Genomic DNA, 20,752 nt, shown 5'->3' with positions numbered 1-20,752 from the left:
CATGCTTGAATGAGTTATGTCCTACATGGAGGATGACGAGGAAACAAGGGGCGACGGCCGCACGGCGCCGCGCACCCGGCGCACCGCCGGCGGCGGGCCCAGTGCGCGCACGTTGTTGTTGACCGTGCTGGGGGAGTACGTGCGCTGGCCCGGGCACGACGGCGTGTGGTCGCCGACGGCGGTGGCCGCGCTCGGCGCGCTCGGTGTGCCGGAGGCGGCGACCCGGCGGGCGATCACCCGCCTGACGCAGGAGGGCTGGCTGTCGGCCCGGGCGCAGGGGCGCTACACCCGGCTGACCCTCGCGCCGTCGTTGTACCGGCTGCTCACCGGGTGGACCGAGCGGCTGTCCCGGGCGACGCGCGAGACGCCCTGGTCGGGGCAGTGGCAGCAGTTGCTCCTGCGGCCGCCGGCGGCACTGCGCGAGGCGCGCGCGGTGGTCGAGGAGCAGCTCGCGTTCGAGGGCTTCGGCGATCTGGGCCGAGGGGTGTGGATCGCGGCGGACCCGGGCGGGGTGGACGCGCTGCGGGCGCTGATCGACGAACGCGGCCTGACCGGGCACGCGACCTGGATGACCTCCACCGTGTGCGACGGGGCGCGCGAACGGGCCCTGGTCGACCAGGCGTGGGACCTGAGTGCGGTACGGGCGGACCTGGAGGCGTTCGTGAACCGATTCACCGATGCCCGGGCGGGCGCCGACGAGGAGGCTTTCGAGCTGCGCACCAGGCTGGTGCACGCGTGGCGGCTGACCTTCGAACGCGACCCGCGGCTGCCCGCGGCGCTGCTGCCGGCGGACTGGCCGGGACCGGCCGCGAGCGACCTGTTCGTGGCCACGTGGCGGCGGGTCCACGAGCCGGCGCAGCGGTGGTGGGCGCACCTGGATCGGGATCCGCGAACGGGCTGACGTTCCCCCGAACGGACCTCGTTCCGGCCGGCGCCCCACCGGTCGGGGCGAGGTCCGTCGTCGTTTTCGTCTCGCCCGGCGGCGCGGTGCGCTTGCGAAGGGATACCCCCACCCCCTACCTTCTTCTCATGCTCGTATGAAGAGCTGTTCAGACGTTACGATGTCCGAGTCGATGCGATGGCGGACGTGATCGTGGAGGTGACCCGGTGGCGCAGCCGGTGAACGCGGATCTGGTGGACTCGGTGCGGTCGCGGCTGCCCGACGGCCCCCATCTGGCCGAGACCGCGGACGTGTTCGCGCTGCTGGGCGATCCCGGGCGGCTGACCCTGCTGGTCGCGCTGTTGGAGGGCGAACTGTGCGTACGCGACCTGGCCGCCGCGTGCGGGCAGGGCGAGTCGGCGGTCTCGCACCAGCTTCGGCTGCTGCGCGCGCACCAGGTGGTGACGGTGCGCCGGGAGGGCCGATTGGCCTACTACCGGCTCGCGGACGCCCACGTACGCCTGCTCCTGGACGTGGCGCTGGCGCACATCGGCCACGCCCCCGCCACCGATCACACCGGCTGCGCGAGCGAGATTCCCGGAGGGATTTCATGACCACCCGCGAGCACGACCACGCCCCGGGCGCACCCGGGTCCGCCGCGCCGGCCGGCGAGTCGTACGGTGCCCATGCCGCCCCCGACGGCCACGGCGGCCACGACCACGGGGGATCCGGGCACGCGGGTCACTCCCACGGTGTGGCCCCGGACGCGGACCGGCGCTACCTGACCGCCGCGCTCGTGCTGATCGGCGCGTTCATCGTGGTCGAGGTCATCGTCGGCATCCTGGCGAACTCGCTCGCGCTGATCACCGACGCCGGACACATGGTCACCGACGCGTTCGCGATCGGCCTCGCGCTGGTCGCCATGCGCCTCGCGGCCCGACCCGCGCGCGGGCGCTGGACGTACGGATTCAAGCGCGCCGAGATCCTGTCCGCGCAGATCAACGGCATCACGTTCCTGGTACTCGCGGTGTGGTTCACCTACGAGGCGGTCCGCCGGTTGATCTCGCCGCCCGACGTCGAGGGCGCGCTGGTGATCGTCACCGCCGCGGTCGGCATCGTGATCAACGTGATCGCGGCGTGGTTGATCTCGCGGGCCAACCGCTCCAGCCTCAACATCGAGGGCGCCTACCAGCACATCCTGAACGACCTGTGGGCGTTCATCGCGACGCTGATCTCCGGCATCGTGGTGCTGAGCACCGGCTTCGCCCGGGCCGACGCGATCGCGTCGCTGATCGTCGCGGCGCTGATGCTCAAGTCCGGTATCGCGCTGGTCCGCGAGTCGTGGCGGATCTTCCTGGAGGCGGCCCCCGCCGGCATCGAGCCGGACGCGGTCGGCAGCGACCTGGCCTCGGTCGAGGGCGTCACCGAGATCCACGACCTGCACATCTGGACCATCACGTCCGGCTTCCCGGCGCTGTCCGCACACGTCCTGGTCGAGCCCGGCGACGACTGCCACCGAGTGCGCGACCGGCTTCAGGAACGGCTGCGCGAGCGGTACGCGATCACCCACACCACGCTCCAGGTCGACCACGCCGACCCGGCGGTGCTGGCGATCGGCACGACGCGGGGGCACTGCGAGGACCCGCACGGGGCGGTGCACACGCCCTGACGGGTGGGGCGGACGGCCGAGGGGCCCGGGTACCGATCGGTACCCGGGCCCCTCGGCATGTTCCCTGGTGCTCGGTTCGAGGCGGCCTGCTCAGTTCGAGGCGGCGGCCCGGACCGTGCGCAGGCGCTCGGAGCGCAACTGCTCGTGCCAGTGGTCCCCCAGCGGGGTCAGCGGAACGCCGGTTGCCCAGGTGAGCAGCAGGTCGGCGAGCGCCGGGTTGCGCGACATCACCGGCCCGTGCATGTACGTGCCGATCACCCGACCCGCGTAGGCGCCCTCGGTGCCGTCGCCGGTCCCGTTCCCGTTGCCGTGGGTGACCCTGGCCAGCGGCTTGGCGCCGGGGCCCACGTAGGTGACGCCCTGGTGGTTCTCGAAGCCGGAGAGCACCGGCAGGCCGAGCGCCGGGTCGACCTCGGCCAGCACCTCGCCGACGCAGCGCTTGCCGGGCGCGCCCCGGCCGGAGCGTACGTCCAGCAGACCCAGGCCCGCCTCGGGCTGGTCCAGGTCGTCGATGAACTCGTTGCCGATGATCTGGTATCCGGCGCACACCGCGAGCAGCGCGGCGCCGGCGCCCACGGCGGTGGCCAGTCCCGGGTCGCGGCGCAGCCGCTCGGCGGCCAGGCGCTGCGGCCGGTCCTCGCCGCCGCCGATCAGGTAGATGTCACCGGAGGTGGGCACGGGCTGGTCGGAGCGCACGTCCACGCGCTCGACCTCGATGCCGCGCATCAGCGCGCGCCGCTCCACGATCAGCGCGTTGCCCTGGTCGCCATATGTGCTGAGCAGGTCCGGGTAGATCCAGACCAGGCGCAGCCTGCTCTCACCGATCATGCCTGTGCCGCTTCCTTGATCGTCTTGCGAAGCTGTTGGAACGCCGTGTAGTTGGCGATGACCTCGATCTGGCCGGGCGGCGAGGCGGCGACCGCCTGGGCGAGCGTCTCGAAGACCTGGAATTGCAGGCCCGCGACCTCCAGTCGGACGGCCAGGTCGAGCCGACGCTGGCCGAGCACGAACAGCGGGCGGCCGGCGAGCTGGGTGAAGTCGACGTCCCAGATCCACGAGGTGTCCTTGCCGTCCGCGTCGAGCGCGTTGACGGACAGGATCACCGGGGTGGGCGGCGGGTCGATCAGCGAGAACGTCTCGACCCAACCGGCCGGGTTCTTCGCGAGCAACAGGCGCAGCTTGCGACCCAGGTAGTCGACCACGTCGTAGCGGCCGGCGACGGCGGTGACGTGCTTCATCCGCTCCAGGGCCGCGTCCACGGGCACCCCGAACAGCGACGCGACGGCCGCGGCGGTGACCGCGTTGGCCCGGTTGGCGCGGCCGGGGAGCTGGAGGTGCAGTGGCCACACCTGCCCGTCCGGGTCGACCATGCGATCCCCGGCCAGCGACCAGGTCGGCGAGGGACGGCGGAAGTCGCACTCCGAGCAGAACCAGTCGTCGCCCGGACGCTGCATCACGCCGCCGCACTGCGGGCAGGACCAGGAGTCCTCCTGCCAGGTCTGCCCGGCGGCGACCCACAACACGTCCTTGCTGGAGGAGGCGGCCCACACGATCAGCGGGTCGTCCGCGTTGGCGACCACGATCGCGTCGCGCCCGCGCAGGCCCTCGCGCCACTTCTCGGCGAGCATCCGGGTCTCGGCGGCGCGGTCGAGCTGGTCGCGGGAGAGGTTGAGCAGCGCGATGGCGACCGGGTCGGAGTCGCGGGCGACACCGGCGAGATACTTCTCGTCGACCTCGATCACGCCGTAGCGGGCCTCGGCGCCGGCGCCCGCGAGCGCGGAGGTGATGCCGGCCGGCATGTTCGCGCCCAGCGCGTTGGACACCACGGGACCCGCCGCGCGCATCGCCTCGGCGACGAGGCGGGTGGTGGTGGTCTTGCCGTTGGTCCCGGAGATCAGCACCACCTGCAGGTCCACCGACAACTGCGCGAGCAGGTCCGGAGCGAGCCGCAGCGCGAGCTTGCCGCCGATGACCGAACCGCTGCCCTTGCCGGCGCGTCGCGAGATGGCCGCGGTCACCCGACTCGCGGTGATCGCCAGTTTGGAACGCGGCGGCAACGCCTTGGGGGAGCGCTGCGGCGCACCCCCCTGGCCGGGAACGCTATTGCCTGACATCGAAGAAGGTTCCTCCAAGCGACGGCCCCGACCGGCGGTGGCCCATGACCGGTTGTACCGGCCGCCACCCTATAGGCGTGGACGCGCGGGGTGGTTGTCGTGGTTGCGCCCTGTCCGGGTCGCGAGGGTGTGTCCGCCCACACCCGCGCCTCGCGTGGGTCGGGGTTTCGCGGCGGGTGGGCGTGCGCGCTCCGGGCGCGTGGCCCGGAGCGCGGGTTGGTGCTTTGGGGTTACGGAAGGCGCCAGTCGATCGGTTGTGCCCCCTGGGCCACCAGCAGGTCGTTGGTGCGGGAGAAGGGGCGGGAGCCGAAGAAGCCGCCGGCGGCGGACATCGGGGAGGGGTGGGCCGACTCCACCACCGCCGCGCCGGGGCCCAGCAGCGGCCGGGCGTTGCGGGCGTCGCGGCCCCACAGGATGGACACCAGCGGAGTGCCGCGCGCCGCGAGGGACTTGATCGCCTGCTCGGTGACCTCTTCCCAGCCCTTGCCGCGGTGGGCGGCGGGGCGACCGGGGGCGGTGGTCAGCGCGCGGTTGAGCAGCAGCACACCCTGGGAGGCCCACGGGGTCAGGTCGCCGTTGGTCGGCATCGGCAGGTCCAGGTCGCGGTTCATCTCGGTGAAGATGTTGATCAGCGAGCCCGGCAACGGCCGTACCTCGGGGGCGACCGCGAAGCTCAGTCCCACCGCGTGTCCGGGGTTGGGATAGGGGTCCTGACCCACGATCAGAACCCGCACATCCGCGAACGGCTGCGTGAACGCCCGCAACACATTCGCGCCCGCGGGCACGTAACGCCGCCCCGCGGCGATCTCTCCTCGCAGGAAGTCGCCCATGGCGGCCACACGGCCCGCCACCGGTTCCAGGGCCTTCGCCCATCCTGCCTCGACAATTTCGCCCAACGGCCGTGCCACCATGGGAGTTGAGCATAGGGCAAACGGGTGACACCCCCTGCCGTAGAGGCGTTGCGCGGGCACTCCCTGGCACGGGCCGGGTTCGTGCCGCGCCGCCGGCCCGGATTCGCCCGGACGCGGTCGGGCCCGGGTGCCCCGGTCGGGCGCCCGCGGTTCGCCGGCCGGGCGGCCGAGGCGATCCGCCTCGCCGCACCCGGACCGGCGGCCGCGGGCTACTCGATCAAGCCCGTCACGATGTCCCAGGCATCCTCGGGGTCCGAGCCGGCCAGGGACAGGGCCACCGCCGCCTCGCACGCGGCCAACGCGAAGACCGCGCCCACCCACGTGCGTTCCGCGGGGGTCAGGCGGCGCCACTCGATCGCGCCGCCGGCCCCGTCGACCAGATCCGAGGCCACCACGAGCCAGCCCCACTCGGCACTGCCGCGGCCGGCCGCGAGGGCGCGCAGTACGCCCGTGCCCAGCAGGACATCCCGCGCGCCGAGGCCGCGGCCCAGCAACGACGCCTCCCGGGCCGCGGTGGGCCGCAACCACACCCCACCGCGCGGAGCCACCATGGACACCACCCCGGCGGCGACTCTTCCCGCCGCCAATATCGCCGCCATACGTCCGGCCGACCCGGATATCGCCCCCGAAACCGCCACCACTGCCCCTTATCGACAACAGCTCGCATCCCCCCGGCCCATCGACCGGCGGCCCACACCGTAGCGGTGCCCCGAATCACGGGCCTCGCACCCCCACCACGCACGGGACCCCCGTTCCGGTTTCCGTTCCGGGCGCCCCCCGGGCCTGCCGGGACAAGTCGACGGCAAGCCGGGCGAGTTCGGCCGCAGGTACACGGGCGGCGTGGTGAGGCGGTCGGTGCGGGCGGGGCGGGGTGTGCGGCGTGGTGGCGGCGTGGGCGACGCGGGGTCAGTCGCGAACCGCGCCGTCCGGGCGGTAGACCATCAGGCGGCGGCCCTTGGCGACGCGCAGTTGCGAGGCGCCGGGGCGGACCTCGCCGTCGACGGCGAGTTCGGCGCCCTCCTGGATCTCGGAGAGCCTGACCGTGCGGGCCGTGGAGGCCTCGTACACGCGCGAGGTGCCCAGGGTGCCGGACAACACCGCGGCCACCAGGCGGGTGCGGGCCAGCGGGCGGGAGGCGTCCACGATGCGTACGTCGAGCAGGCCGTCGGTGAGGTCGGGGCGGTAGGTGGGCGCGAAGCCCTCCGGGGCGTACTGGCCGTTGCCCAGGAACAGCAGCCACAACGAGCGCGGCCGACCGTTGACGCGCATCTTGACCGGACCCGCGTCCCGGAGCACCCGGACCAGGCCCACCAGCATGGCCGGCCACTTGCCGATCTTGCCCTCCAACTCCTCGCGGAAGCGCACCAGATCGGGGTAGACGCCGAGCGAGAAGGTGTTCAGGAAGAGCTCGGGACCCAATTCCTCGCCGTCGTCGGAGAACGGGTGCGAGTGGTCGCGCTGCAACTCGGCGACGTCCACCAGCACCGCCTCGCCCGCCGAGAGCGCCATCACGGTGTCCTCCAACCGGGTCAGGCCCAGGTCGCCGGCGAAGTGGTTGAGCGTGCCGGCGGGGAAGACCGCGAGCGGCATGCCCCGGTCGAGCGCGATCCGCGCGGCGCAGTTCACACTGCCGTCGCCGCCCGCGACGCCCAACACCCGCGCCTCCCGGGCCGCCTCGCACAGCAGCGCGACCAGGTCGCCGTTCTGGCCGCGCTCGACCACCTTGGCCCCGGGCAGGAGTTCGCGCAGGCGCTGGGCGGTGTCGCCCTCGGGGCCCGCCGAGCGGTTGACCACGACCACCAGGCCGTCGCCCTCGCCCAGCGCCGGCACCTTCCCGCGCGGCTGCGGCGCGGACGCGGCCTCCACCGGCCGGGTCGGCCACCAGCGCAGCGTCACCGCGGCCAGACCCGCGCCGAGCGCCGCGCCCGCGAGCACGTCACCCGGGTAGTGCACGCCCGTGTACACCCGGGAGAAGGCCACCGAACCGGCCAGCGCGCCGGCCGCCACGCCCAGCGGACGCGACTCCAACGCGACGCCGGTGGCGAAGGCCGCCGCGGACGCCGCGTGCCCCGAGGGGAACGAGGTCGTCCACGGCTGCCGGCTCAGCCGGCGGGCGATCGGTACCGCGTCTATCACCGGCCGGGGCCGGCGCACCCAGCTTTTGAGGACCACATTGGTCACGGTCGACGCCAGCGCCACCGAACCCAGCCCGCGCAATGCCGCCCGGCGCCCGCTGCGTCCACCGGAAAGCGCCATCCCCGCACCGGTCACCGCCCACAGGCGCGAATGGTTCGCCGCGCGCGACAAGGCGGGCAGCGCCTTGTTCGCCCACGGCACATGATGCGTTGCCACCCACGCGAAGGCCGCCCGGTCGGCGGCATGGATCTTTCCCATGGCGCCATCACTACCCGCAAGCGCTCCCGACCCGCAAGCGCTCGGCACACCGCGACCCATGTCACATACGGAGGGCCTCGGACACCTCGGACAGTTCGGCCCGATACTCGATGCGATCGAGCCACTCGGCGGGCCACCCGTCCAGGCCGTGTACGGCGCCGATCATCGCGCCCGCCAGCGCGGCGATCGAGTCCGAGTCGCCGGAGGTGGCCGCGGCCCGGGCGAGCGCCGACCTCGGGTCGTCCGGGTACAGCGCGACGCACAACACCGCCGTGGCCAGCGCCTCCTCCGCGATCCACCCGGCGCCGGTGATGCGGCACGGGTCCGATCGTCGATCGCGCTCCGACAGGGCCCGCTCCAGCCGGGTCAGCACGCCCAGGCATTCGTCCCAGCCGCGCGCGATGAAGCCCTCCGGGGTGTCCGCGAACGGACCACGCCACAGGCCCTCGCCGAGCCAGTCGGCCCGATAGACCTTGCGCTGCGCCTCGGCGTGCGCGCGCAGGTACCCGGGCAGGTCGCCGATGGAGACCCCGACGCGCAGCGCGTGCACGGCGGTCGCGGTCAGGTCCGAGGCGGCCAGCGCGGTGGGGTGGCCGTGGGTGACGGCCGCCTGGAGTTGCGCCGCGCCGCACCGGTCGGCCTCGCCGAGGGCGTCGACCAGGCCCAGCGGGGTGACCCGCATGTTCGCGCCGCAGCCCTTGGAGCCGCGTCGGGTCGCGTCGAGCCAGGTTCGGCCGGCGGCCAGCTCCGCGCACGCGGACATACACGTGTGCCCCGGCGCGCGGGTGTTGTCCGGGGAGTCCCACCAGGTCAGGAAGTGGTGGATCACCAGCGGCGCGAACCGCTCGGCGGTCAACGCGCCACCGTCCGCGCGCGCGTCGATCAGCGCGTGCGCCACCGCCAGGCCCATCTGGGTGTCGTCGGTGACCAGGGCCGGCGTGCCCTCCAGATCCAGCGGGCCGGGCAGTTCGTACCGCCGCACGATCTGTGCGTAGGACAGGAACTCCGTCGGCGCGCCCAACGCGTCCCCGTACGCCAGGCCGAACATGCTCCCGCGCACGCGCTCCGCGTTCCCCACCATGTGGCACCACCCTTCGTCGAGCACCAGCCTGCCGGCCCGACGATCATCGCCCGGATCTTTTTCCGGTTCGGCTCGATGCGGCCGGCGCGGGGCGGTGCCGGGCACGCCGGCGCGCGGGGCGCGGGCCGACGTGGCGGGTCGAGAACGGCGGGCCGAGGTGGCGCGTGGGGACGGTGCGTCCGGGCGGCCCGCCGGGTGAGGCGCCCGTTAGGTGAGGGTTCGGAATCGGCGGCCCGGGGCGAAGCTGAGGGCATGGACGTACTCTCCGGTCGCATCCTGCTGCGGCCCACCGATCTCGAACGCTCGCTGGTCTTCTACCGCGATGTGCTCGGACTCGCGATCGCCCGCGAGTTCGGGACCGGGATCCATCGCGGGACCGTGTTCTTCCTCGGCGGAGGCTTCCTGGAGGTCTCCGGCAGCGCGTCCGCGGTCGGGCCGGGGTCCGAGGATCTGCGACTGTGGCTCCAGGTACGGGATCTGGTCGCCACCCACAAGGAACTCCTGGGCAAGGGCGCCACCGTGCTGCGCGAGCCGCGCCGCGAGGCGTGGGGGTTGGACGAGATGTGGATCGCCGATCCGGACGGCGTGCGGATCTGCGTGGTGCAGGTTCCGGACGAGCATCCGATGCGCTTTCGACCCGGGATCTGACGGGTCGTCCGAAGCGGTGGCGGGAGTCGTCGCGGATCGCCCCGCGAGGCGGTCGCGAACCCCGATCGGCCGGTGGTCCCGGGCCCCTTGACGCTCTCGGGTGGCGACGACACACTCAAGCTACCAGCCGGTAACAATTCGACGATGCCCGGGGGCCCGCCACCCATGACCGCCTTCAACCTCGCCCTGAACGAGGACCAGACCACCATCCGCGACTGGGTGCACACCTTCGCCGCCGACACCATGCGCCCGGCCGCCGCCGAGTGGGACGAGCGCGAGGAGACCCCCTGGCCGATCATCCAGGAAGCCGCCAAGGTCGGACTGTACTCCCTCGACTTCTTCACCACCCAGGCCTTCGATCCCACCGGGCTGAGCATGCCGCTGATCATGGAGGAACTCTTCTGGGGCGACGCCGGGTTGGGCCTGGCGCTGACCGGCACCGCGCTCGCCGCGGCCGGCCTGGTGGCCAACGGCACCCAGGAGCAGATCATCACGTGGGCGCCGGAACTGTTCGGCACCGCCGACGACATCCGGGTCGCCGCGTTCTGCTCCTCCGAGCCCAACGCCGGCTCCGACGTCTCCTCGATGCGCACCCGCGCCGTCCACGACGAGGCCACCGGCGACTGGATCCTCAACGGGGTCAAGACCTGGGCCACCAACGGCGGCATCGCGCACGTGCACGTCGTGGTCGCCACCACCGACCCCGCCCTGGGCTCGCGCGGTCAGGCGAGCTTCGTGATCCCGCCGAACACGCCCGGCCTGTCCCAGGGCCAGAAGTTCAAGAAGCACGGGATCCGCGCGTCGCACACCGCCGAGGTGGTGCTGGACAACGTGCGCGTCCCCGGCGACTGCCTGCTCGGCGGCAAGGAGAAGCTGGACGAACGGATCGCGCGGGCCAAGGCGGGTACGTCCGGGCGCTCGAACGCGGCGATGGCCACCTTCGAGTCCTCCCGCCCGGCGGTGGCCGCCCAGGCGGTGGGCATCGCGCGCGCCGCCTACGAGGTGGCCCTGGAATACGCGCAGGTCCGCGAGCAGTTCGGCCGGCCGATCATCGACAACCAGGGCGTCGCGTTCACCATCGCCGACATGCGCACCCGGATCGACGCGGCCCGACTGCTCACCTGGCGGGCCTCGTGGATGGCGGCGACCAACCAGCCGTTCACCGCGGCCGAGGGCTCGATGTCCAAGCTGTACGCCGGAGAGACCGCCAAGTGGGTGACCTCCGCCGCGATGCAGATCCTCGGCGGCAACGGATACACCCGCGAGTACCCGGTCGAGCGCATGCACCGGGACAGCGCGATCTACACGATCTTCGAGGGCACCAGCGAGATCCAGCGACTGGTCATCGCGCGGACGTTGGCGGACGTGCCGATTCGCTGACGCGGGGCTACCGGGCGCCGCGAGGCGTCGCGTCACTCGGCCCGAGGCACGGGTCGGGTGTCGCGACGGTCGCCCGTGAATCGCCGGTTCAGCCGGTCCAGACCACGTTCATCACGGTGACCCGGACGCGGCTGTCCTCGATGACGAACGTGATGAAGCCGAAGGAGCCGAACGGGGCCTCGCGCATGGTCTTGAGGCCGCTGTGCATTCGGCCGCCGACCGCCCAGGGGTCGCGCTCCAGCGCACTTTCCAGGGTGTTGAGCGCGCCGATCGCGCTGGTGGGCAGGGTTGCCTTCTGGCGGGCGGCGGGCGCGTCGTACACCACCAGGCAGCTCATGCGCGCCTGGTTTGGGCGGCGGGCACGGTTTCCAACCGCTCGCCCGCGTGCAGTCGGGCGGACCGTTCGACAACCCGCTCGTAGTCGCCGGTGCGTCGGAGGATGAGATGGCGCTGCCAGCCGGCCAGGACATCGGCCAGGGCGGCGAGTTGTCCGGTGCCATGAGCGTGGTCGAGCGCGCCGGCGAACTCGCGCTCGAACTCGACACGCGCGTCCTCGGGCAACTCGGCGCGGATCTCGGCGGGCGACGGCCAGCGGGCGCCGCCGACGCGGATGACGAGATCGGCGGTGCGGGGCGCGGGAACGGGAAGCTGCTCGTCCATGTACTGAGCGTGCCGGCCCGGCCGGACCGCGCGGTAGTCGGCGCGTGCGCGTCGGGCGTACGCCCCGCGTCGTTGGGCGCGCGCCGCGCGCGACCCCGGATGCGACGGTCCGACCGGGCTCGGCCCGGGTCAGCGCATCGGTGCCGGTTGTGGTTCGGGTTCCGGCTCGTCCGGGACCGGCGGCCGGCCCGGGTCCGGCGGCAGCGGCTCGGGGCCGGGTTCCGGCAGCGGGTGCGGGCTGGGCATCGGCGGGACCGGGGGCAACGGGTCCGGCCACGGATCGGTCACGGTAACCTCCTGGCGAGGCGGGGTCCGGACGAGTCCGGACACGTCGCGGCGGCGACGTCACTTTCCGAATACCCCGCCGGCGCCGGACCACCGCCCGCGGTGGTCGTCCGGGGCGCGGACATCCGACGCCCCCATGACGCCCACACAAACCGTGTCGAACCGGGGTCGTGCCCGAGGAAGCTCGACACCCGGGGGAAGAGGGCCGACCATCCCCCGGTTGCACCTAATCTGAAGGCCCTCGTTCGAACAGGAGAACCTCATGGGCGGCCAGGTCCCGATCAGCGAAACCCCCCTCCCGGGCATCGGTACGCAGTACACCCTGTCCACCGTCGCGGGCCGGGCCATCTCCGTGGTCGCCGGCCGGGACGGCGTGCGTCGGATCGCCTTCTACAACGTCGACGACCCCGACGCGTGCGGCCCGGGCGTGCGGCTGACCCGCGCCGAGGCCGTCGCGCTCGCGGAACTGCTCGCCGAGGACTGACCCACCCGCCCGCGGACCCCCCTCAACCCGCGGTTCGAGCCGCAGACCGTCCTGCCCCTTCGAACACCGCGAGCACAACCCACCCATGCACCCGGCAACACTGCTCATCGAACTCGGCGCCATCATCCTGGGCCTGTCCATCCTCGGCCGGGTCGCGACCCGGATGGGGATGTCGCCCATTCCCTTCTACCTCCTCGGCGGCCTCGCCTTCGGCCACGGCGGCGTGCTCGACCTGTCACAGAGCGACAACTTCATCGAGATCGGCGCCGAGATCGGCGTCGTCCTGCTCCTGCTGCTGCTGGGCCTGGAATACACGGCCGGCGAACTGGTCACCAACCTGCGCGCCGCCGCGCCCGCCGGAGCGATCGACGCGCTGCTCAACGCGGTGCCCGGCTTCGTGGCCGGCCTGCTGCTCGGCTGGGGGCCCACCGCCGCGCTCGCACTGGCCGGCGTCACCTGGATCTCCTCGTCCGGGGTGATCGCGAAGGTACTCGGCGACCTGGGCCACCTGGGCAACCGGGAGACCCCGGTGGTGCTGTCCGTGCTGGTCATCGAGGACCTCGCGATGGCGCTCTACCTGCCCATCCTGACCGCGCTGCTGGCCGGCGTCGGACTGCTCGGCGGCTCGCTCACCGTGGCCATCGCGCTGGGCACGATCAGCATCGTGCTCTTCCTCGCGCTCCGGCACGGCGGCCGGATCTCCAAGGCGCTCTCCAGCGAGGAACCGGAGTTCCTGCTGCTGGGCGTGCTCGGCCTGACCCTGTTGGTCGCCGGCATCGCGGACAAGCTGCAAGTGTCCGCCGCCGTCGGCGCCTTCCTGGTCGGCATCGCGATCTCCGGCGACGTCGCCGAACACGCGCAGACCCTGCTCGCGCCACTGCGCGACCTGTTCGCGGCCGTCTTCTTCGTGTTCTTCGGTCTGTCCACCGACCCCGGCGCGCTGCCCGGCGTACTGCTGCCCGCCGCCGCCCTGGCGCTGATCACCGCGCTGACCAAGATCGCCACCGGCTACTGGGCCGCCGCCCGCGCGGGCATCGCCAAACCCGGCCGCTACCGGGCGGGCGGTGCGCTGGTCGCGCGCGGCGAGTTCTCCATCGTGATCGCCGGCCTGGCGGCGACCTCGGGTGTCGAGCCGCGGATGGGACCGTTCGCCGCCGCGTACGTGCTCATCCTGGTGGTGGCCGGCCCCTTCACGGCGCGCTACGCCGAGCCCGTGCTGCGCCGCCTGTTCGGCCCCAAGGCGGTGCCGGCCCCGATCGAGGAGGACGACGACCTGACGCCGCGGTAGCGGCGGACGGTCGGGCCCCTGCCCGGTCCGGGCCGGGGTGGCACACCCCGAGTCGGCGTATCCCCAACGGGATGCGCCGACTTCGCGTTTCGAGAAGAACCCCTTATCGCGGGCTTGTGGTTCCCACCCGGTTACCTCCGTATCGTCGTTGACGGTAACCCAAGGCATCGGTCCGACTCCGGCCCGCCGCGCCCCCGCCGCCGTCCCGCCCGCGGCCGTGCGCGTCGCGGTCGTCGACGCGCGATCCCGACCGCTACGAGAGGACGCCCGCAGATGAGTCCCACCAGGTGGCTGCACTACTTCGAGACGCAGATCCCGCTCGCCGAGGAGCCGCTGCTCGTCGCGGCCCGACTGGCCGGCTCCGGCCTGCACGCGTCCTACGTGGTCTACGAGAATGGCGGCACGTGGTCGTACGCGGGCGGGGTGCGGGCCGAACTCACGCTGGACCGGCACGGCGCCAGGCTGAGCCGAGAGCACGAGCCGGACATCGTGCTGCCCTGGGACGACCGGCCGCTGGACCTGGTGTCCCGACTCCTGGACACCGTGACGGTGCCCGAGTGGCGCGCGTACGGCTGGGCGGCCTTCGAACTGTCCTACGCCAAGGACGGCGACCTCACGCACGTCGGCGACGAGCGACTGCTGCACCTGGTGGTGCCGCGCGCCGAGGTCCGACTGGAGGAGGGGCACGCGCTGTTGCGCGCGGTCGACCAGGAGACGCTGAGCGCCCTGATGACCACGATCGACACACCGGTCGCGGGATCCGCCGAGCCGGCCCGACCGCTGGACGTGCACGGCCGGGGCGAGTTCGAGTACCGCGAGGCGGTCAAGCTCGCGGTGGACGAGATCAACCACGGCGACCTGCACAAGGTGATCCTCTCCCGGGTGGTCGACGTGGACGAGGACATCGACCTGATCGCCACCTACGTGACCGGCCGGCGGAGCAACAACCCGGCCCGCTCGTTCCTGCTCGACCTCGGCGGCATCGAGGCGATCGGCTTCAGTCCGGAGATCGTGGTCAAGGTGTCCGCGGCGGGCACCGTGGTCAGCCAACCGCTGGCGGGCACCCGCGCGCTGACCCCCGACCTGCTCGTCAACGAGGGCCTGCGCGCCGACCTGCTGGCCTCCGCGAAGGAGGTCTACGAGCACGCGATCTCGGTCAAGACCGGGACCGACGAACTCGAGGACGTGTGTGTGGAGGGCAGCGTGTCGGTGCCCGAGTTCATGACCGTACGCGAGCGCGGCAGTGTGCAGCACCTGGCTTCCCGGGTGTCCGGGCAACTGGCGCCGGGCGCGGGCATCTGGGACGCCTTCGCCGCCGTCTTCCCGGCGGTGACCGCGTCCGGCGTGCCCAAGGACGCCGCGTACACCTCGATCCGCCGACACGAGCCCGGCGCGCGCGGTCTGTACAGCGGCGCGGTGCTCACGGTGGACCACACCGGCGAACTGGACGCGGCCCTGGTGCTGCGCAGCGCCTACCGCAAGGACGGGCACACCTGGCTGCGCGCGGGCGCCGGCATCGTCGGCCACTCGACGCCGGAACGGGAGTTCGAGGAGACCTGCGAGAAGTTGGAGAGCGTGGCGCGCTACCTGGTGCCCGCGCGGGAGGAGGACGCGTGATGAGGTTCCACGAAGACGTGTTCGTCGCGGGCGTGGGCTCGTATCGACCCGACGTGGTGAGCACCGCGTTCGCGGTCGGCGCGTCCTGGTACGACCCGGCGGACCGCGAGGCGTCCGGCATGGAGTCGGTGATGGTCGCCGGGGACCTGCCCGGGCCGGACATGGCGGTGCGGGCGGCCGAGGTCGCGGTGCGCCGATCGGGCCACGATCCGGACGACTTCGGCGCGCTGCTGCACACCGCCACCCACCACCAGGGCCCGGACGGCTGGTCGGCGCCGCACTACGTGCTGCGCAACACGTTGGACCGGCCGATCACCGCGGTCCAGGTGGGGCCGGGTTGTCTGGGTTCGCTGGCCGCGTTGGAGAGCGCCGCGTACCGGCTGCTCGGCAACCCGGACCACGACGCGGTGCTGCTGACCTGCGGAGACAACTTCGGTACCCCGCTGGTGGATCGGTGGCGGGCGTCGAAGTTGTTCCTGCTCGCGGACGGCGGCGCGGCCGCGGTGGTGTCCCGGCGGGCCGGCTTCGCCCGACTGCTGGCCTTCGGGGCGGTGTCGAATCCGTCGATGGAGGAACTGCACCGAGGCGGCGAGAAGCGCTTCCCGCCCGGCATCACCATCGGCCGCTCGCTCAACTTCGAGGAACGCAGCGCCTATTGGCGCGAGCAGTGGGCCAAGGGTGTGGCACCGCCGATGGGGCACTTCGGTGACGTGGTGGCCGATACGGTCGAGCGCACGCTGGCCGAGGCCGGCCTGGCGTTGGACAAGGTGGCCCGGATCTGCCACTCCGGCTACACCCGGGGCGCGTTGGAGAGCATCTACCTCGACCCGCTGGGCATCGACGACACACGCGGCACCTGGGAGCTCACCCGCACGCTCGGGCACGCCGGTGCGGCGGACCCGTTCATCGGCCTCGAACACGTGTGGACCGGCGGCGAGGTGGTCCCCGGCGATCACGTCCTGCTGTTGTGCGCCGGGCCGGGCATGGAGACCGACTGCGCGGTGCTGGAGATCCTCGCCCCGTACGAGCCCGCGAAGGAGGGCTGACCGATGCCGGACGGATGTGTACCGTGGCCGGCGGAGGTCGCCGCACGCTATCGGCGCGACGGGTTGTGGCTCGGCGTCGACCTCGGCGGCCTGCCCCGGGCCTGGGCCGACGCGCACGGCGACCGCACCGCCCTGGTCGGCGGCGAACGCAGGCTCTCCTACCGCGACCTGGCCGACCGGATCGACCGGATGGCGGCCGGCTTCCACCGGCTGGGCCTGCGTCCCGGCGAGCGGGTGGTGCTCCAGCTGCCCAACGTCGCCGAGTTCGTGATCGTCGCGTTCGCGCTGTTCCGGGTCGGCGTCAAGCCGGTGTTCTCGCTCGCGTCGCACCGTGCCAACGAGATCCGGCACCTGTGCGAGTCGTCCGGGGCGTCGGCATACGTGGTGCCCGATCGTCATCGGGGCTTCGACCACGCCGGTCTCGCGCTCCGCATGCTCGACGAAGTCCCTTGTCTGCGCGCGGTGTTCGTGCACGGCGACCCGCCGCCCGGAGCCGGCGCATCGGTGTTCGCACTGGCGAGCGTGGACGCCGATCCGCTCCCGCTGCCCGCGAACGACCCGGCGGATGTGGCGTTCTTCCTGCTCTCCGGCGGAACCACCGCGCTGCCCAAGCTGATTCCGCGCACGCACGACGACTACGCCTACCAGATCCGGACGGCGGCCGAGGTGTGCGAAGTCGGCCCGGACGAGGTGTACCTGGCCGCGCTGCCGGTGGAGTTCAACTTCACCTGGGGCTGCCCCGGTGTGCTCGGTACGCTCGCGGCCGGCGGCACCGTCGTGTTGGCCGAGGACCCCTCCGCCGACGATTGTTTCCGTGCCATCGAGCGCGAGCGGGTCACCCTCACCTCGGTGGTGCCCACCGTGGCCCGGCTGTGGCTGGAGGCGCTGGAGTGGGGGGCGGCGGACCTGTCGAGCCTGCGGCTGATCCAGATCGGCGGCGCCAAGCTGCCGGTCGAACTGGCCGCCCGGATCGAGCCGGGCTTCGGCTGCCGATTGCAGCAGGTGTTCGGGATGGCCGAGGGCCTGCTCGCGATGTCCCGCCCCGACGACGACGCCGAGGCCGTCCTGACCACGCAGGGCCGCCCGATCTCGGCGGCCGACGAGGTGCGCGTGGTGGACGAGCGGGACGCCGATGTGCCGCTCGGCGCGGTCGGTGAACTGCTCACCCGCGGCCCGTACACGCTGCGCGGCTACTACCGCGCCGACGAGCACAACGGGCGCGCCTTCACCTCGGACGGCTTCTACCGCACCGGCGACCTGGCCCGACTGACCCCGGCCGGGCACCTGGTGATCGAGGGGCGGCTCAAGGACGTGGTGATCCGCGGCGGCGACAAGATCGCCGCCGGCGAGGTGGAGGGCCACCTGCTGAGCTGCGCCGCGGTGGACGCCGCCGCGGTGGTCCCGGTCGCGGACGAGTTCCTCGGCGAGCGCATCCACGCGTTCGTGATCTGCCGGGGCGAACCGCCGACCCTGGCCGACCTCAAGCGGGCCCTGCACGAGCGCGGGCTGGCCGAGTACAAGCTGCCCGACCGGATGGAACACGTCGACGCCTTCCCGCTGACCGCGCTCGGCAAGGTGGACAAGAAGGTCCTCACGGCAGCGGCGAACGACCCGACACTGAGCCGGAATTGGGGACCGGCCGCAACCGTCTCCGAACACCGGGAAGGGTGAACCGGACATGGACGGCACCACCAGCACCAGCACCAGCACTTCCGGCACCACCGGCACGACCGGGACCGCCGGGCCCACCCCCGCTCCGCCGACCTCGGCCGACCTGCGCGAGAGCGTCTCGGCGATGATCGGCACCCCCTCCGGCGAGATCGCCGGCGATGCCAACCTCGTGCTGCTCGGCCTGGGTTCGCTGGAGATGATGCGCCTGGTCACCCGGTGGCGACGGCAGGGCCTGGCGGTCGAATTCCGCGACCTGGCCGCCGAACCGACCATCGACGCGTGGACCGAGCGGTTCGCCGCGGCCGGAGCGAAGGGGCAGCCGGAGGCGGACCGATGAGCGCGCTGTTGATCCGGGGCGGCTGCCTGTATCCGGGAGACACCGGCGCACGGGTGATCCCGGACGGTTCGGTCCTGGTCGAGGCCGGGCGGATCGCCGCGGTCGGGACCACCGCCGATGTCGAGGCCGGCTTGACGCCGGCCCTGCGGGCGGACCTGCGCACGATCGACGCGCGCGGGAAGATGATCCTGCCCGGCTTCGTGAACGCGCACTGGCACGAGATGTTCGCACTGCGGTTCCCGTTCAAGGGGGCCCTGCGACCGCCCGCCGATCGGGACGACAAGCCCGCGTTCATGGCCCTGGGCGGCGACATCCGGCAGATCTCGACCGCCTTCGACGTCTTCCACGATCAGCTCGAACTGCTCACCCCGGACGAGGCGTCGGCCATCGCGCGCTACTCGATGTGGACCCAGTTGCGGTCGGGGACGACCACCCTCGGCGACGTCGGCTCGTTCAACCGGCCCCAGGCGCTGATCGGGGCCGCACGGGACCTGGGCATGCGCTGCGTGGTCAGCACGTGGGCGAGCGACGCGGTGTGCGCGGAGGGCGAGACACGGTTTCGTCGCACCCGTGACGCGGACGACGAACTGCGCCGGATCGAGGACGTGCTGCGCGAGGTCGCGGCCGATCCCGACGGGCTGGTCCGGGCCTGGCCGACCGCGGTCTACGGCACCAACATGAGCGACGAACTCGGCGCCGGGCTGGCAGAGTTGGTGGACCGCTACGACGTTCCGTTCGGCACGCACGTGGGTGCGCTGCGCAACGAGTCCGCGGTCATGCTGGCCTACCACGGCAACACCCCGGTCCGCCGGTTCGCCGAACTCGGGTTGCTGTCCGACCGGTTCATGGCGGTGCACTGCGCGTTCGCGGACGAGGACGAGAGCAAGCTGCTGATCGAGGCGAACGCGCACATCAGCCACTCGCCGGCGAAGTACGGTCCGGCGGGGGAGTCCGCGCTGACCGAGACCCGGGCGATGCCCCGGTTCCGGCGCGCCGGTCTGGACGTCTCGCTGTCCACGGACGGTGCCTCGCTGCCGATCGGCGGCATGGCCGAGGCCATGCGGGCCTGCTGGCAGATGTACAACGAGATGTACGCCGATCCCACCGAGGTGTTGCCCACCGACGCGCTGGCGATGGCCACCCGGCTGCCCGCCCGAGGTCTGGACTGGGCCGCGGAGATCGGCAGCATCGAGGCGGGCAAGCAGGCGGACCTCCAGCTGATCCCGACCGACGACTGGCGCTACCTGCTCAACCCGCGTCCTCTGGAGGCCTTCCTCGCACTCGGCGGATCCACCGACGTGGACACCGTCCTGGTCGCGGGCCGGGTCCTGGTCGAGGGCGGCCGGGCCACCGGCGTCGACGAGGCCGACCTGGAAGCGGAGTACCTGGCGGCGCTCGGCTCGTTCTCGGTGCGCTGCCTGGGCATCGACCCGGACGTGGTGGCCGCGCTCACCGGACGACCCCGGAAATCTCGACGACAGCGGAAATGAGGTGTGCCCGATGCGCGACACGACGGCCCTGGTCACCGGGGCGGCAGGTGGCATCGGCGGTGCGGTGACGCGCGCGCTGGCCGCCGAGGGGATCGCGGTCGCGGCCCTCGACGCGAACGCCGAGGCGCTCGGGCCGCCGGTCAAGGAACTGACCGAGGCCGGACACCGCGTGCGCGGATTCGCCGCCGACGTGCGATCGAGCGCGGACGTGGACGCGGTGGTGGCCCGAATCGAGGACGAACTGGGACCGATCGGCTACCTGGTCAACGCGGCGGGGGTGCTGCGCACCGGCGCCGCGGCCGAACTCTCCGATCAGGACTGGGAGCAGACCTTCGCGGTCAACACGACCGGTGTCTTCCACGTGTGCCGCGCGGTGGCCCGCCGGATGATCCCGCGCGCGAGCGGCGCGATCGTCACGGTGGCCTCCAACGCGGCGGGCACCCCGCGCTGGGACATGGCGGCATACGCGGCGTCCAAGGCCGCGGCGACCGTCTACACCAAGTCGCTCGGCCTGGAACTGGCCGGGCACGGCATCCGGTGCAACGTGGTCGCCCCGGGCTCCACCGACACGCCGATGCTGACCTCGTTGTGGGCGGACGGCGACGCGCGCGCGGCCTCGATCGAGGGCACCGCGGCCACCTTCCGGGTCGGCATTCCGCTCGGCCGACTCGCCCGCCCGCAGGACGTCGCGGACGCGGTGCTGTTCCTGCTCTCCGACCGCGCCGCGCACATCACGCTCCACCAGCTCACGGTCGACGGCGGCGCGGCGCTGGGCAACTGAGCGCGCGCTCCGTCGA

The 20,752-nt window shown here is 72.7% G+C and carries 22 protein-coding genes; 13 read left to right on the top strand and 9 right to left on the bottom strand.

From position 1 onward, the window contains the following. Positions 1-25: 25 nt before the first annotated feature. The 3 genes from ACZ4FV_RS21735 to ACZ4FV_RS21725 all read left to right on the top strand — a co-directional run bounded on the left by ACZ4FV_RS21735 (position 26) and on the right by ACZ4FV_RS21725 (position 2,549). Positions 26-901, top strand: coding sequence for a PaaX family transcriptional regulator (locus ACZ4FV_RS21735; RefSeq protein ID WP_465323086.1), 876 nt, complete (start codon positions 26-28; stop codon positions 899-901). A gap of 206 nt (positions 902-1,107) precedes the next feature. Beyond that, a complete protein-coding gene (locus ACZ4FV_RS21730; protein WP_395867061.1) occupies positions 1,108-1,494 on the top strand; it encodes an ArsR/SmtB family transcription factor in 387 nt (128 codons plus the stop codon). Beyond that, positions 1,491-2,549: a cation diffusion facilitator family transporter gene (locus ACZ4FV_RS21725; RefSeq protein WP_465323085.1), complete on the top strand. Its 1,059-nt coding sequence runs from the start codon at positions 1,491-1,493 to the stop codon at positions 2,547-2,549. Before ACZ4FV_RS21730 ends, ACZ4FV_RS21725 begins: the two co-directional genes overlap by 4 nt. 90 nt (positions 2,550-2,639) lie before the next feature. Here the strand turns inward: ACZ4FV_RS21725 and ACZ4FV_RS21720 are convergent, their stop codons facing one another. From ACZ4FV_RS21720 to ACZ4FV_RS21695, 6 genes are all read right to left on the bottom strand, one after another. Continuing rightward, a complete protein-coding gene (locus ACZ4FV_RS21720; protein ID WP_395867445.1) occupies positions 2,640-3,374 on the bottom strand; it encodes a type 1 glutamine amidotransferase in 735 nt (244 codons plus the stop codon). Then, positions 3,374-4,663 carry a MurT ligase domain-containing protein gene (locus tag ACZ4FV_RS21715; protein WP_395867065.1) on the bottom strand — a complete coding sequence of 430 codons (1,290 nt, stop codon included), beginning with the start codon at positions 4,661-4,663 and terminating at the stop codon, positions 3,374-3,376. The genes ACZ4FV_RS21720 and ACZ4FV_RS21715 overlap by 1 nt, the downstream gene beginning before the upstream one ends. A 230-nt stretch (positions 4,664-4,893) precedes the next feature. Then, the gene (locus tag ACZ4FV_RS21710; protein WP_395867068.1) at positions 4,894-5,574 is read right to left on the bottom strand and encodes a uracil-DNA glycosylase; all 681 of its coding nucleotides are present in this window, start codon (positions 5,572-5,574) and stop codon (positions 4,894-4,896) included. 209 nt (positions 5,575-5,783) lie between these two features. Further along, entirely contained in the window at positions 5,784-6,125 is a 342-nt protein-coding gene (locus ACZ4FV_RS21705) for a hypothetical protein (RefSeq protein ID WP_395867070.1), read from the bottom strand. Between the two features lie 355 nt (positions 6,126-6,480). Continuing rightward, the gene (locus ACZ4FV_RS21700) at positions 6,481-7,968 is read right to left on the bottom strand and encodes a bifunctional phosphatase PAP2/diacylglycerol kinase family protein (RefSeq protein WP_395867072.1); all 1,488 of its coding nucleotides are present in this window, start codon (positions 7,966-7,968) and stop codon (positions 6,481-6,483) included. Positions 7,969-8,029: 61 nt separating this feature from the next. Then, positions 8,030-9,049, bottom strand: a complete 1,020-nt coding sequence (locus ACZ4FV_RS21695; RefSeq protein WP_395867074.1) for an ADP-ribosylglycohydrolase family protein — start codon at positions 9,047-9,049, stop codon at positions 8,030-8,032. A gap of 252 nt (positions 9,050-9,301) precedes the next feature. Here ACZ4FV_RS21695 and ACZ4FV_RS21690 point away from each other — a divergent pair, with 252 nt between their 5' ends. Both ACZ4FV_RS21690 and ACZ4FV_RS21685 read left to right on the top strand, forming a co-directional pair. Continuing rightward, complete coding sequence (locus tag ACZ4FV_RS21690) at positions 9,302-9,697, top strand: VOC family protein (RefSeq protein WP_395867076.1); 396 nt, start codon at positions 9,302-9,304, stop codon at positions 9,695-9,697. A gap of 165 nt (positions 9,698-9,862) precedes the next feature. Beyond that, positions 9,863-11,077, top strand: a complete 1,215-nt coding sequence (locus tag ACZ4FV_RS21685) for an acyl-CoA dehydrogenase family protein (RefSeq protein WP_395867078.1) — start codon at positions 9,863-9,865, stop codon at positions 11,075-11,077. 88 nt (positions 11,078-11,165) lie between these two features. On the opposite strand, the gene ACZ4FV_RS21680 is transcribed toward ACZ4FV_RS21685, so the two are convergent. The 3 genes from ACZ4FV_RS21680 to ACZ4FV_RS21670 all read right to left on the bottom strand — a co-directional run bounded on the left by ACZ4FV_RS21680 (position 11,166) and on the right by ACZ4FV_RS21670 (position 12,025). Then, positions 11,166-11,414 carry a hypothetical protein gene (locus ACZ4FV_RS21680; RefSeq protein ID WP_395867080.1) on the bottom strand — a complete coding sequence of 83 codons (249 nt, stop codon included), beginning with the start codon at positions 11,412-11,414 and terminating at the stop codon, positions 11,166-11,168. Then, the gene (locus ACZ4FV_RS21675) at positions 11,411-11,737 is read right to left on the bottom strand and encodes a DUF6247 family protein (RefSeq protein WP_402232065.1); all 327 of its coding nucleotides are present in this window, start codon (positions 11,735-11,737) and stop codon (positions 11,411-11,413) included. Before ACZ4FV_RS21675 ends, ACZ4FV_RS21680 begins: the two co-directional genes overlap by 4 nt. Before the next feature lie 129 nt (positions 11,738-11,866). Further along, positions 11,867-12,025: a hypothetical protein gene (locus ACZ4FV_RS21670; protein WP_395867084.1), complete on the bottom strand. Its 159-nt coding sequence runs from the start codon at positions 12,023-12,025 to the stop codon at positions 11,867-11,869. A gap of 259 nt (positions 12,026-12,284) precedes the next feature. On the opposite strand from ACZ4FV_RS21670, the gene ACZ4FV_RS21665 reads away from it, so the two are divergent. From ACZ4FV_RS21665 to ACZ4FV_RS21630, 8 genes are all read left to right on the top strand, one after another. Further along, on the top strand, positions 12,285-12,506 hold the full coding sequence (locus ACZ4FV_RS21665; protein WP_020555717.1) for a cation:proton antiporter regulatory subunit: 222 nt from the start codon (positions 12,285-12,287) through the stop codon (positions 12,504-12,506). Between the two features lie 85 nt (positions 12,507-12,591). Next, positions 12,592-13,794 carry a cation:proton antiporter gene (locus ACZ4FV_RS21660; protein WP_395867086.1) on the top strand — a complete coding sequence of 401 codons (1,203 nt, stop codon included), beginning with the start codon at positions 12,592-12,594 and terminating at the stop codon, positions 13,792-13,794. A gap of 273 nt (positions 13,795-14,067) precedes the next feature. After that, positions 14,068-15,411, top strand: a complete 1,344-nt coding sequence (locus tag ACZ4FV_RS21655) for a salicylate synthase (protein WP_395867088.1) — start codon at positions 14,068-14,070, stop codon at positions 15,409-15,411. Then, entirely contained in the window at positions 15,411-16,457 is a 1,047-nt protein-coding gene (locus ACZ4FV_RS21650; protein WP_395867090.1) for a ketoacyl-ACP synthase III family protein, read from the top strand. The genes ACZ4FV_RS21655 and ACZ4FV_RS21650 overlap by 1 nt, the downstream gene beginning before the upstream one ends. A gap of 3 nt (positions 16,458-16,460) precedes the next feature. Then, complete coding sequence (locus ACZ4FV_RS21645; RefSeq protein WP_402232061.1) at positions 16,461-18,128, top strand: (2,3-dihydroxybenzoyl)adenylate synthase; 1,668 nt, start codon at positions 16,461-16,463, stop codon at positions 18,126-18,128. A 7-nt stretch (positions 18,129-18,135) separates the two neighbouring features. After that, positions 18,136-18,465: a phosphopantetheine-binding protein gene (locus ACZ4FV_RS21640; RefSeq protein WP_402232059.1), complete on the top strand. Its 330-nt coding sequence runs from the start codon at positions 18,136-18,138 to the stop codon at positions 18,463-18,465. Continuing rightward, positions 18,462-19,955: an amidohydrolase family protein gene (locus tag ACZ4FV_RS21635; protein WP_395867096.1), complete on the top strand. Its 1,494-nt coding sequence runs from the start codon at positions 18,462-18,464 to the stop codon at positions 19,953-19,955. The genes ACZ4FV_RS21640 and ACZ4FV_RS21635 overlap by 4 nt, the downstream gene beginning before the upstream one ends. Before the next feature lie 10 nt (positions 19,956-19,965). Beyond that, the gene (locus ACZ4FV_RS21630) at positions 19,966-20,736 is read left to right on the top strand and encodes a 2,3-dihydro-2,3-dihydroxybenzoate dehydrogenase (RefSeq protein WP_395867098.1); all 771 of its coding nucleotides are present in this window, start codon (positions 19,966-19,968) and stop codon (positions 20,734-20,736) included. The last annotated feature ends 16 nt before the right edge of the window (positions 20,737-20,752 follow it).

It is taken from the genome of Embleya sp. NPDC025285 (assembly GCF_055558835.1).
The sequence above is the reverse complement of the archived record's forward strand: the minus strand, read 5'-3'. Positions and strand labels throughout refer to the sequence as shown.

What these genes read in the sequence shown, in the direction of transcription:
- ACZ4FV_RS21735 (WP_465323086.1), top strand. Translation starts at nt 26, where the DNA reads ATGGAGGATGACGAGGAAACAAGGGGCGACGGCCGCACGGCGCCGCGC.
- ACZ4FV_RS21725 (WP_465323085.1), top strand. Translation starts at nt 1,491, where the DNA reads ATGACCACCCGCGAGCACGACCACGCCCCGGGCGCACCCGGGTCCGCC.
- ACZ4FV_RS21715 (WP_395867065.1), bottom strand. Translation starts at nt 4,663, where the DNA reads ATGTCAGGCAATAGCGTTCCCGGCCAGGGGGGTGCGCCGCAGCGCTCC.
- ACZ4FV_RS21710 (WP_395867068.1), bottom strand. Translation starts at nt 5,574, where the DNA reads ATGGTGGCACGGCCGTTGGGCGAAATTGTCGAGGCAGGATGGGCGAAG.
- ACZ4FV_RS21705 (WP_395867070.1), bottom strand. Translation starts at nt 6,125, where the DNA reads ATGGTGGCTCCGCGCGGTGGGGTGTGGTTGCGGCCCACCGCGGCCCGG.
- ACZ4FV_RS21700 (WP_395867072.1), bottom strand. Translation starts at nt 7,968, where the DNA reads ATGGGAAAGATCCATGCCGCCGACCGGGCGGCCTTCGCGTGGGTGGCA.
- ACZ4FV_RS21695 (WP_395867074.1), bottom strand. Translation starts at nt 9,049, where the DNA reads ATGGTGGGGAACGCGGAGCGCGTGCGCGGGAGCATGTTCGGCCTGGCG.
- ACZ4FV_RS21690 (WP_395867076.1), top strand. Translation starts at nt 9,302, where the DNA reads ATGGACGTACTCTCCGGTCGCATCCTGCTGCGGCCCACCGATCTCGAA.
- ACZ4FV_RS21685 (WP_395867078.1), top strand. Translation starts at nt 9,863, where the DNA reads ATGACCGCCTTCAACCTCGCCCTGAACGAGGACCAGACCACCATCCGC.
- ACZ4FV_RS21680 (WP_395867080.1), bottom strand. Translation starts at nt 11,414, where the DNA reads ATGAGCTGCCTGGTGGTGTACGACGCGCCCGCCGCCCGCCAGAAGGCA.
- ACZ4FV_RS21675 (WP_402232065.1), bottom strand. Translation starts at nt 11,737, where the DNA reads ATGGACGAGCAGCTTCCCGTTCCCGCGCCCCGCACCGCCGATCTCGTC.
- ACZ4FV_RS21665 (WP_020555717.1), top strand. Translation starts at nt 12,285, where the DNA reads ATGGGCGGCCAGGTCCCGATCAGCGAAACCCCCCTCCCGGGCATCGGT.
- ACZ4FV_RS21660 (WP_395867086.1), top strand. Translation starts at nt 12,592, where the DNA reads ATGCACCCGGCAACACTGCTCATCGAACTCGGCGCCATCATCCTGGGC.
- ACZ4FV_RS21655 (WP_395867088.1), top strand. Translation starts at nt 14,068, where the DNA reads ATGAGTCCCACCAGGTGGCTGCACTACTTCGAGACGCAGATCCCGCTC.
- ACZ4FV_RS21650 (WP_395867090.1), top strand. Translation starts at nt 15,411, where the DNA reads ATGAGGTTCCACGAAGACGTGTTCGTCGCGGGCGTGGGCTCGTATCGA.
- ACZ4FV_RS21645 (WP_402232061.1), top strand. Translation starts at nt 16,461, where the DNA reads ATGCCGGACGGATGTGTACCGTGGCCGGCGGAGGTCGCCGCACGCTAT.
- ACZ4FV_RS21640 (WP_402232059.1), top strand. Translation starts at nt 18,136, where the DNA reads ATGGACGGCACCACCAGCACCAGCACCAGCACTTCCGGCACCACCGGC.
- ACZ4FV_RS21635 (WP_395867096.1), top strand. Translation starts at nt 18,462, where the DNA reads ATGAGCGCGCTGTTGATCCGGGGCGGCTGCCTGTATCCGGGAGACACC.
- ACZ4FV_RS21630 (WP_395867098.1), top strand. Translation starts at nt 19,966, where the DNA reads ATGCGCGACACGACGGCCCTGGTCACCGGGGCGGCAGGTGGCATCGGC.